At 70.5% G+C, this 10,444-nt stretch carries 11 protein-coding genes and 1 riboswitch; of the genes, 3 read left to right on the forward strand and 8 right to left on the reverse strand.

Translation table 11 applies throughout. The annotated features are described in order from the left end of the window. The first annotated feature begins 289 nt into the window (after positions 1-289). The gene (locus VJR25_RS06930; protein ID WP_324113927.1) at positions 290-1,138 is read left to right on the forward strand and encodes an endonuclease domain-containing protein; all 849 of its coding nucleotides are present in this window, start codon (positions 290-292) and stop codon (positions 1,136-1,138) included. Positions 1,139-1,244: 106 nt separating this feature from the next. Here the strand turns inward: VJR25_RS06930 and VJR25_RS06935 are convergent, their stop codons facing one another. The 8 genes from VJR25_RS06935 to VJR25_RS06970 form a co-directional block, all read right to left on the reverse strand. Next, entirely contained in the window at positions 1,245-1,988 is a 744-nt protein-coding gene (locus VJR25_RS06935) for an SDR family oxidoreductase (RefSeq protein ID WP_324113929.1), read from the reverse strand. Positions 1,989-2,081: 93 nt separating this feature from the next. Next, positions 2,082-3,560, reverse strand: a complete 1,479-nt coding sequence (locus VJR25_RS06940) for a nucleobase:cation symporter-2 family protein (RefSeq protein ID WP_324113931.1) — start codon at positions 3,558-3,560, stop codon at positions 2,082-2,084. Between the two features lie 153 nt (positions 3,561-3,713). Next, complete coding sequence (gene pucL, locus VJR25_RS06945) at positions 3,714-4,607, reverse strand: factor-independent urate hydroxylase (protein ID WP_324113933.1); 894 nt, start codon at positions 4,605-4,607, stop codon at positions 3,714-3,716. Between the two features lie 2 nt (positions 4,608-4,609). Continuing rightward, positions 4,610-4,951, reverse strand: a complete 342-nt coding sequence (gene uraH / locus VJR25_RS06950; protein WP_324113935.1) for a hydroxyisourate hydrolase — start codon at positions 4,949-4,951, stop codon at positions 4,610-4,612. Then, positions 4,948-5,433, reverse strand: a complete 486-nt coding sequence (gene uraD / locus VJR25_RS06955) for a 2-oxo-4-hydroxy-4-carboxy-5-ureidoimidazoline decarboxylase (RefSeq protein ID WP_324113937.1) — start codon at positions 5,431-5,433, stop codon at positions 4,948-4,950. The genes uraH and uraD overlap by 4 nt, the downstream gene beginning before the upstream one ends. A gap of 94 nt (positions 5,434-5,527) precedes the next feature. Further along, a complete protein-coding gene (gene bcp / locus VJR25_RS06960) occupies positions 5,528-5,995 on the reverse strand; it encodes a thioredoxin-dependent thiol peroxidase (RefSeq protein WP_324113939.1) in 468 nt (155 codons plus the stop codon). Positions 5,996-6,170: 175 nt separating this feature from the next. Further along, positions 6,171-7,403 carry a glycosyltransferase gene (locus tag VJR25_RS06965; RefSeq protein ID WP_324113941.1) on the reverse strand — a complete coding sequence of 411 codons (1,233 nt, stop codon included), beginning with the start codon at positions 7,401-7,403 and terminating at the stop codon, positions 6,171-6,173. Positions 7,404-7,406: 3 nt separating this feature from the next. After that, entirely contained in the window at positions 7,407-8,600 is a 1,194-nt protein-coding gene (locus VJR25_RS06970; protein WP_324113943.1) for a glycosyltransferase, read from the reverse strand. A gap of 280 nt (positions 8,601-8,880) precedes the next feature. Then, positions 8,881-8,996, forward strand: a riboswitch (TPP riboswitch). Here VJR25_RS06970 and thiM point away from each other — a divergent pair. Both thiM and VJR25_RS06980 read left to right on the forward strand, forming a co-directional pair. Then, the gene (gene thiM / locus VJR25_RS06975) at positions 8,988-9,878 is read left to right on the forward strand and encodes a hydroxyethylthiazole kinase (protein WP_414683751.1); all 891 of its coding nucleotides are present in this window, start codon (positions 8,988-8,990) and stop codon (positions 9,876-9,878) included. Its footprint overlaps the riboswitch before it by 9 nt. Continuing rightward, positions 9,875-10,444 (forward strand): thiamine phosphate synthase (locus VJR25_RS06980; RefSeq protein ID WP_324113947.1); only part of this gene is annotated, 570 nt, incomplete at its 3' end. The genes thiM and VJR25_RS06980, both read left to right, overlap by 4 nt.

A 10,444-nucleotide genomic window follows, 5' to 3' on the forward strand; every position in this document is an offset into this window, starting at 1 on the left:
CTAGCCCGGCCCGGGCGCGGGGCGGCATCCGGCATCCGGGCCCGCGGCATCGGGGCCCGCGGCATCCCGGCCCGCGGCATCCCGGGCCTGCGGCATCCCGCCACGGATTTCCGTCGTGTCGCCGAATGACGACGCCCGGCCCCGATCGCGGCGTCATTTCGTCGCTCTGCGTCCTTTGGATGCAGGATGCCGGGCCCCTCCTCCGTCCACAGCGGTCGGCTGCGGGCGACTCGTCCACTCGCAGTGGGATGCCTCGGCGCAGAGCACGCGGTGACGGCATCCTGACCCGATGGATGCCGCACTCCGCCTGAAGAATCTGCTCGCCGACGTCATCGCCCACGGTTCCCTGGTCCGCCGGACGGCACTCTGCGACCGGGGCCACAGCCCGCGCACGATCGCCGCGGCCGTCGCCGCAGGCGCCCTGGTGACGGCGGGACGCCTCTGGGTGGCCCGGCCGGAGGTGGATCCGCTGCTGCTCAACGCCGCACGCCTCGGCGTCGTGCTGACCTGCATCTCCGCGGCCAGGCATCTCGGCCTGTGGACGATCGACGTCCCGGCCGTGCATGTCAGCGTGAGAAACAGCACCAGCAGGCGCAATCTCCAGCCCGGGACGGTGGCGCATTGGGACCGGGCGGTCGTGCCGCGGCATCCGGACCATCACGTCGATCCGATCGAGAACGTCCTCGCCATCACCGCCGGATGCCTGCCGCACGAACACGCCCTGGTGGTCTGGGAGTCGGCCATGAACAAGGGCCTCGTCGACCCGACCGCGTTCGGCCGGATGGAGCTGCCCGCTCGCGCGCGGGCGCTGCTCTCGGAGGCATCCCGGTTCGCCGACTCGGGCCTGGAGACCATCTTCCGCACGCGCCTGCGCTGGCTGCGGGTGCGGATCCTCTGCCAGATCTGGCTGTACGGCCATCGCGTCGACTTCCTGATCGGAGACCGCCTGGTCGTGCAGATCGACGGCGGGCACCATGTCGACGGCCAGCGGACGTCCGACATCCGGCATGACGCCGAGCTGATGCTCCGCGGCTATCACGTGATCCGCGTCGGCTACCACCAGGTGATGGACGACTGGCCCGCCGTGCAGGACCTCATCGTCCGGGCCATCGCCCAGGGACTCCACCGTGCTGCATAGCCGACGTGCTCTCGAATCACGTTCGGGGATGAAATCACGTCCGGTTCCGGTTTCTCGACCGTCATTCCGTGCCCCAGCGTGATTTCGTTGCGCCGGCTACTCCGCCCTACCCCCGCCCGCCGAAGGGCATCCCGCTCGCGGTGATCAACAGCTCGCGGACGTTGGCGGATGCCGGCAGCTCGGCCATGAACAGCACGGTGGCGGCGGCATCCGCCACCTCGAAGGTCGGCTCCACCTTCCGCGAACCGTCGGCCTGCAGGGCTCCGGACCCGACACCGAGGCCCGCGGTGATCTCGGTGGCGGTGTTGCCGATGTCGATCTGCCCGCACGAGATGCCGAACGCGCGGCCGTCGAGGTCGATCGCCTTGGTCATGCCGCTGATCGCGTGCTTGGTGGTGGTGTACGCCACCGACAGGGGACGCGGGGTGTGCGCCGAGATCGACCCGTTGTTGATGATCCGCCCGCCCTGCGGCGACTGCGCCTTCATCACCCGCACCGCGGCCCGGGCGCACAGGAACGCCCCGGTGAGGTTCACCGCGACCGTGGCATCCCACTCGTCGACGGGCACCTCGTCGACGGATGCCGCGGGGCCGAACGTCCCGGCGTTGTTGAAGAGCACGTCCACGCGGCCGAACGCCGCGACGGTCGCATCGAAGGCGGCATCCACCTGTGCGGGGTCGGTCACGTCGGTGGGCAGCACCAGCGCGCCGGATGCCCCGGCCGCCGTCTCGGCCAGGGCCTGTTCGCGGCGTCCGAGGAGCGCGACCCGCCAGCCGGCGCCCAGGAACGCGCGCGCTGCGGCCCGGCCGATGCCGGACCCTGCGCCGGTGATCACTGCGACTCGTGACATGGAACCTCCGTCACCATTGTGGGGCACGCCCCGGAGACGCCACTCGGCGGTCGCGGGCTGAACCCCCCGCGACCGCCGAGCCCCCCGTGGGATCTAGTGCGCCGCTTCGTCGACGACCGGCACCTCGTTGCCGTCGCTGTCGATGAGCTTGCCGTCGGCGTAGCGGTCGCCGTCGCGCAGCGTGCGGATCGTCGCGGTCGGGATGGCCCGCGTGCCCGCTGCGGCGAACACCGACGCGTCCTGCGCGTTGCCGCGCGTCCAGTGGTTGAACACCAGGTTCAGGACGATCGCCATCAGCGCGGCCGAGCTGATCGAGGAGTTGAAGATGACCTGGAACCAGCTCGGGAAGTTCGCGTAGATCGCGGAGTTCACCTCAGGCAGGATGCCGAAGCCGATCGAGGTCGCCACGATGACGAGGTTCATGTTGTCCTCGTAGTTCACGCGCGACAGGGTCCGGATGCCGGAGGCCGCCACCGTGCCGAACAGGACGATGCCCGCGCCGCCGAGCACGCCGCCCGGGATGGCCGCGACGATGCGGCCGAGCACCGGGAACAGGCCCAGGACGATGAGCACCACACCACCGGCGGCGACCGCCCAGCGGCTCTTGATCTTGGTGATCGCGACGAGACCCACGTTCTGTGCGAACGCGGTCTGCGTGAACGAGTTGAAGACCGGTGCCACGGCCGACGACAGCATGTCCGCGCGGAGGCCGTTGGCGATGCGCTTGCGGTCGACCTTGGTGCCGACGATCTCACCGACCGCCAGGATGTCGGCGGTGGTCTCGGTCATGGTCACGAGGATCACGATGACCATCGAGATGATGCCCGCGACGGGGAACGTCGGAAGACCGAACGCGAACGGCGTCGGGAAGGCGAAGATCTGGCCGTCGAACACGTGCGAGAAGTCCGCCTTGCCGAGCAGCGCGGCGATCACCGTGCCGATGATGAGCGAGAGCAGGATCGACAGGCGCGACAGGGCCGCGTTGCCGATCTTCGAGAACAGCACGATGAAGAACAGCGTGATCGCGGCGAGGCCGACGTTGGCCGGGGACGCGAAATCGGGGGCCTTCGGGTCGTTGCCGACGATCCAGCCAGCGGCGACGGGAAGCAGCGACAGGCCGATCGTGGTGATCACGACACCGGTCACGACGGGCGGGAAGAACCGGAGGATCTGCGCGAAGAACGGCGCGACGACGAGGCCGATGAGCGACGCGATGAGGATCGAGCCGAAGATGCCGGTGATGCCGTCGCCCTGGTTGACGATCGCGAGCATCGTCGCGACGCCCGCGAACGACACGCCCTGCACCAGCGGCAGCTTGGAGCCGAAGAACGGGATGCCGATGGTCTGCAGCAGGGTCGCGAGGCCGCCGACGAACAGGCAGCAGGCGATGAGCAGGCCCATCTTGGCGGGGTCGGCGTGCGCGGCCGAGCCGATGATCAGCGGCGGCGCGATGATGCCGCCGTACATGGTCAGAACATGCTGCAGGCCGTAGGCGAAGGCGCTGCCGATCGGCATCTTCTGGTCTTCGGGCCGCTCGAGCACGTCCGTGGGTGTGGATGTCTTGCGAGACATGTGGGTTGGACCTCCCTGTCCGGTGCTCGCGGTCATTGCGAGCGGGAAGTGATTCTCACTTGATGTGTCGGGTATTCAGTTGTCGAACCCGGCTCATTCCGGGAGTTCGCGGCGGAGGCGCGGGGCTCCCAGTCGGAGCCCCGCACCCTCCGATCAGCAGAAGCCGGCGATACCGGCCCAGGCGGAGTCGTCGAGGGCGGCGCCTTCGCGCTGCACCGACGCCTCGATGAGACCGTAGGGACGGTCGGCGGCGAAGAACACCTCGTTCGGGTTCTCCTGGCCGAACGGCGACAGGTCCACGACGAAGTGGTGCTTGTTCGGCATCGAGAAGCGGATCTCGTCGATCTCCGGGTGGGCGGCGATCACGGCCGCGCCCATCTCGAAGAGGGTCGTCTGCAGTGCGTACGAGTACTTCTCAGCGAACTTCTCGAGCAGGATGTTGCTCACCGACTCGTAGACGGCGTTGAAGTCGACGTCGTCGGTGTTGTAGCGCCAGCGAGCGGAGACGTCGGTCGCGAGGATGCGGTCGGTGGTCTCCGGCAGGGTGGTGTACTTGTCCTTCGGGTAGCCGGTGAAGCCGCTCGCGGTCGACTTCAGGACCGTGAGCTCCTTGAGGCCGGCGATGATGCGCGGGGCGCCGCCGTCGTCGGCGACGACGACCGCGGTGCGGGTCGCGGTGTTGGTGCGCACGAACGCGTGGTCGTGGTCGTTGATGCGCGACCAGCTGTACTGCTCGGCCTCCCAGCGACCGCCGGTGACCCAGTCGAAGTTCGAGGTGAAGTGACCGTGCAGGCGGAGCAGGAACGCCTCGGGGCTGCCGACGCCGTCCTTCGCGAAGGAGTACACCGTGTTCTTCTGGGTGTCCGTCGGAACGACGGGCGCGTTGTCGCCCTCGGTGTGGGCGACGGTGAAGTCGCCGCGCAGCTGGGAGGTGACGTTGAGGTCCTCGATCTCGTGACGGTCGGTGTCGCGCGTGACCTTGACGACACGCACCTCTGCCTTGCCGTACTGGTTCGGTCCCAGGACGATTCCGTTGTGGTCGGTCATGTTCAGCTTCCTCGGTAGGTGGAATAGGCGAAAGGACTGAGCAGGAGCGGTACATGGTAGTGCGCCTGCTCAGCGTCGACGGCGAACGTCAACGCGACCTCCGGGAAGAAGGCGTCCGTGTTGATGCCGGCGAAGTAGGCCCCGGTGTCGAAGCGCAGGCGGTAGGCACCGCTTGCGAGACGCTCGGGACCGAGCTCTTTCACCCGCCCGTCAGCATCGGTGGAGCCCGAACCGAGCTGGACCCATACGTCACCGTCTCGGGCTTCCAGCACGACGGCGACGCCGACTGCCGGTCGCCCGGCGGTGGTGTCCAGAATGTGGGTGGTCACGTGGGAAACGCTCATGCGAGTGCTCCTTCAAGTCGAAGCGCTGCGATCTCGCGCAGCTGCTGCTCGATGACGACGAGCTCCTGCTCCGGCGTGTTGCCGAGGCGCTCGTCGATCGCGGCGAGGACGTCGTCGGCCGTGCGGCCGGCGGCGCGGATGAGAAAGACGCGGTCGAAGCGGTCTTCGTAGGCGCGGTTGCCGGCGGCGAGCGCGTCGGCGGCGGAGGCATCCACCCCCGACTGTTCGCCCCGGGCCATGCTCGCCTCGGCGTTGTGCCCTTCGGGGCGTTCGCCGATGCGCGGGTGGTGGGCCAGCGCGCCGTCGAGCTCCGCCTCCGTGAAGGGGGCGGCGACGCTCAACGCGGCATCCGCGACCGCGGTGACGTCGGCGTAGGGACGGCCCTCGACGATGGCATCCACCCAGCGGGCGATGTCGAGGCAGGGGCGCACGAGCGCTGCTGCGTCATCGCGTCCGGCGGAGTTGAAGCTGTCGAGTGTCATCCTTGATCCTCATCCGACTTCCGTTATCCGGAAGTTTTCTTTCGGTATGCGTAATTCCATTGTGAAAGACAAGCGGCCGGCTTGTCAAGGGCGGTCAGGCGTCGATTCCGAGTTCCCGACGCAGGCGCGCCACGTGGCCGGTCGCGTCGACGCGGTACTGGGCCACCTCGATCGCGCCCTCCGGGCCGATCACGAAGGTCGAGCGCAGGATGCCGGTGACCGTCTTGCCGCCGATCTCCTTCTCGCCCCACGCACCGTACGCCTTGGCGACGGCGGAGTCGGGGTCGCTCAGCAGCGGGAACGTGAGGTGCTCGTCGCGCGCGAACGCGGCGATCTCGTCGGCCGAGTCGGGCGAGATGCCGATGACGTCGTAGCCGGCGCCGCGGAGCGACGCGAGGTTGTCGCGGAAGTCGCAGGCCTCGGTCGTGCAGCCGGGGGTCGCGGCCTTCGGATAGAAGTAGACGACGGTGCTGCGATCGCGGCCGGAGAGGGTGACGGAGGTGCCTGCGGCATCCGTCAGCGTGAAGTCGGGTGCGGCGTCGCCGGGCTGGAGCTCGGTCATGTCTCCTCCATGAGTTTTCCGGAGGACGGAAGTTTTCTTCTGCCCTTCGGAAACAGCCTAACGCCGGTCCGCGGTGAGCGCAACGCTGCCGCCCACGCGGGGCGTGCACGGGCGCGACGATGTCACCCGCGTCGGTGACGGGCGTGCGCGCGGGATCCCTCGTCGCGGCGTCGCGCTACGCGGGGCGTCCGGCTCGCACGCGGTGGTACACGTCGAGCATCGCGGCGGTGCGCGAGGATTGCCGGAACGTCTCCACGACCCGTGCGCTCGGGGTGGGGGCATCCCCCGCCTCGATGTCGGCGACCGCCCGCCGCAGGGTCTGCGCGAGCATCTGCACGCGCGCCTGCGGGTCCGCGCCGCCGGGCACCTGCCAGAGCCCGGCGCGCAGCTCGCCGGCCACGTCGGGGTCGCTCACGATGGTCGGCGTGCCGAGCGCGGCGGCCTCGAACGGGGTCATCCCCTGCGTCTCGAACCCGATCGAGGTCTGCACGAGCGCGTCCGCCGCCGCGAGCCGGCGCAGCACGTCGAGGTACGGGATGCGTCCGGTGAAGGTGACGGAGGCCGCAGGATTCTCCTTCGCGACCAGCCGCCGCGCCTGCCGCAGCTGGGGACCGGAGCCGAGCACCTCAACGTCGGCCCGCACGCCGGACGCGGCGAGCGCGCGCAGGAACGGAAGCAGCCGCTTCTCGGGACTCACCCGCCCGAGCCAGACGAGCTTCGGGATGCCGTCCGCTCGGCGCCCCGCCGCCTCGATGCGCACCTGGTCGAGGAGGTCGTCGTCGATGCCGTTCCACACGACGTCCACGGGCCCGTCGGCGCGGGTGCGCACGCCGCCCTGCTCCAGGCGCCGCGCGAAGTGCTCGCTGGGAGCGGTGACGGCATCCGACCGCACCGCGAACCGGCTGAGGTACGCCCAGCCGTCGCGACCCGCGACCGGCGGTCCGGCCGGCAGCAGACTCTGCTGCCACGCGCCGATGCCGCGCAGCACGGCACCGGGGAACGGCAGCGTCGCACGGATGCCGACGTCCACGCGATTGTGCATCGTGTGCACCACCGGCACCCCGGCGCGGGCGGCGTAGCGGTGTCCGATCACGGCGCCCCAGAAGTCCGCCTGCACGTGCACGAGGTCGACGGGCGGACGCTGCGCGAGCGCGGCATCCAGCAGCGCGTCGGTGCGCCGGCCCGGCCACGTGAACGCGTACTCGCGGTCGGGCGCCACCGGGCACGACGGCAGATCGAGGTATCCGGCATCCTCGTGCGCGAGCCGCGCGAGCGCGCCGTGCGGACGCGGCGTCACCACGGTGACGGTATGGCCGTCGCGTTCCAGGTAGCGCCGCTGCAGCCGCATGGACACCTGTGCCCCGCCGAGCGAAAGCGGATGCTGGTCGCCGAAGAACAGGATGTGCACGGGTTACTCGGGCAGTGCGTCGCCGCGGTAGAGGGCCTCGAAGGTGTCCAGCGTGCGGGTGATGTCGTGGATGGCGACGCCGTCGAGGGAGGCCTGCTGCATCCGCCCCCGCTCCTCGGGCGCCGCGGTGAGCACGTCGGTCAGGCGCGCGGCGAGTTCGTCGACGTTGCCGGGCTCGAACAGGTAGCCGTTCACGCCGTTGTGCACGAGGTGCGGCAGGGCGACGGCGTTCGCTGCGACGACCGGCAGGGCGGATGCCATCGCCTCCATCGTCGCGATGGACTGCAGCTCGGCGATCGACGAGATCGCGAACAGGCTCGCCTTGGAGTAGAGCGCGCGCAGGTCCTCGTCGGAGGTGTGGCCGTGGAACGTGACCCGGGCGCCGAGTCCCAGGTCCTTCGCGAGCTGCTCGAGCCGGTGCCGCTGGTCGCCGGAGCCGACCACGTCGAAGTGCACGTCGAGTGCCGGATCGAGTTTCGCGATCGCCTTGAGCGTGACGTCGATCTGCTTCTCGTTGGTGAGGCGGCCGACCGACAGGATGCGGTTCGCGTCGCGCGGGGTGAGGTCGGGGTCGTAGTTGGCCTTGTCGATGCCGCACGAGATCGGGATGACGTTCTCGATGTCGATCGTCGCCTCGAGGAAGTCGGCCGCCTTGCGGGTCGGCGTCGTGACGGCGCGGGTGAGATCGAACGTGCGCTTCGCGTCGGCCCAGGCGAGCTTCACGAACACCTTGTCGAGCACGGGCGGGAGCGTCGTGAAGTCGAGGATGTTCTCGGCCATCACGTGGTTGGTGGCGACGATCGGGATGCCGCGCTTGCGTGCTTCGCGGGCGAGCCCCCGGCCGATCACGATGTGCGACTGGATGTGCACGACGTCCGGGTTCACGGCATCCAGCACGCGGCGGGCGTAGTGCTTCGATCGCCACGGCAGCACGAAGGTGAGCCAATCGTGCGGCGCCCAGCGGTAGGCGGGGATGCGGTGCACGGTCATCGGCTGCCCTTCGACGCGCTCGATGAAGGTGCCGCCGCTGCGGTGGTTGGCGCTCGGCGCCTCGACGTGCACCTCGTGCCCGCGGGCGACGAGTCCGGCGGCCAGCCGCTCCGCGAAGCGGGCGGCGCCGTTGACGTGCGGGATGAAGGTGTCGGCGCCGATGAGGATCGTCAGCGGGCGGCGCTCGGTGGACGCGGCGGGAGTCACGGGCGGGTGGCTGCTCTCTTCTCGCTTCACTTCGGGCCCGCGATCAGGGTGTGTCGGGCCCTTTGCACCCTACCCGAGTGCCCCGATGATCCCCCGGGGACCCCCCGACGACCCCCAGAACGCGCAGGTCCGAGAGCGCGGCATCCCCCTCCCGATCGCGACCATCCGCGCGTTGACTTGCCCTGGATGTACGCGACACGCCGCGCGCCGCGTACATCCAGGGCAAGTCAACAAGCGGGAAGGGCGAGCTGGGGCGGCGGGTGTGTCGGCTATGCTCGCCAGCAGTGACACGGGGTGCCGTGCGGCGCGTGATCGAGCGCGACGCGACCGGCTGAGAACACACCCGTCGAACCTGATCTAGTTCGGACTAGCGAAGGGATGTCGCACATGCGCGATCGTCTTTCCATCGACCCTGCCCACTCGTCTGCGCAGCTGCTGCAGCGGCTGCGGGACACCGTCCCGCTGACGCACTGCATCACGAACTCCGTGGTGACGAACTTCACCGCGAACGCGCTGCTCGCGATCGGTGCGAGCCCTGCGATGGTCGACATCCCGGGCGAGGCCGGGATGTTCGCCGGCATCGCGGGCGGCCTGCTCGTGAACCTGGGCACGCCCGCGCAGGAGCAGCGCGAGGCCGCCCGCGAGGCGGCCGTCGGCGCCAAGGCCGCCGGCACGCCCTGGGTGCTGGATCCGGTGGCCGCCGGGGTCCTTCCGGTGCGCACCGCCGTGGCCCTCGAGCTCGCGTCGATGGGGCCGACCGCGATCCGCGGGAACGCGTCCGAGATCCTCGCCGTCGAAGGCTCCGGCGCCGGCGGCCGCGGAGTGGATGCCTCCGACTCCATCGAGTCCGTCGCCCCGGCTGCCGTCGACCTCGCCCAGCGGACCGGCGCCGTCGTCGCCGTCTCGGGCGCCGTCGATCTCATCACCGACGGGCGCCGCATCGCCCGGATCGCCAACGGCACGCCGCTGCTCACCCTCGTGACGGGCGGCGGCTGCGCCCTCGGCGCGCTGATCGCGGCGTTCCTGGGTGCGGCGCGCGACAGCGGGTGCGACGCGTTCGAGGCGGTCGTCGCCGCCCACGTCGTGTACGAGGTGGCCGCCGAGCTCGCAGCATCCCCCGCCGGGCAAAGCACCGCCGGTCGAACCCCCGCGGTCGGCCCGGGCACGTTCGCGGTGCGCCTCATCGACGCCCTGCACGCCGTGACGGCGGCAGACGTCTCCGCCCGCGCGCAGGTGCGCCTCGAGGATGCCCCCGCCCTCGCGGAGGTGAGCGCATGACGGCTCTCGACCTGTCGCTCATGCTCGTCACCGACACCGCGCTGTGCGGCGAGCGCGGGGTGGCCGCGGTCGTCGCCGACGCCGTCGCGGGCGGCGTGACGATCGTGCAGGTGCGCGAGAAGCACGCCGAGGACCGCACCGTGCTCGCCCTCGTGGAGCAGGTCGCCGAGGCGATCGCGGGGCGGGCGACGCTGACCCTGAACGACCGCCTCGACGTCGCCATCAAGGCGCGCGAGCGCGGCATCCGCATCGACGGTGTGCACCTCGGCCAGAGCGACCCGAGCGTGGAGCGCGCCCGCGCGGAGCTCGGCCCCGATGCGGTCGTGGGTCTCACCGCGAACCGGCCGGAGCACTTCGCCGCGGTCGCGCGGCTGCCGCGCGGCACCGTCGACTACTGCGGCGTCGGAGTGGTGCGGCCGACCACCACCAAGCCGAACCATCCGGAACCGCTCGGCGTCGACGGGTGGGCCCGACTGACCGCGGCGGTGGAGCTGCCGTGCGTCGCGATCGGCGGGATCGTGGCCTCCGACGCCGCGCCCCTGCGCGCCGCCGGCGCCGCCGGAGTC

Source organism: Microbacterium sp. (genome assembly GCF_035277845.1).
Lineage (GTDB): Bacteria > Actinomycetota > Actinomycetes > Actinomycetales > Microbacteriaceae > Microbacterium.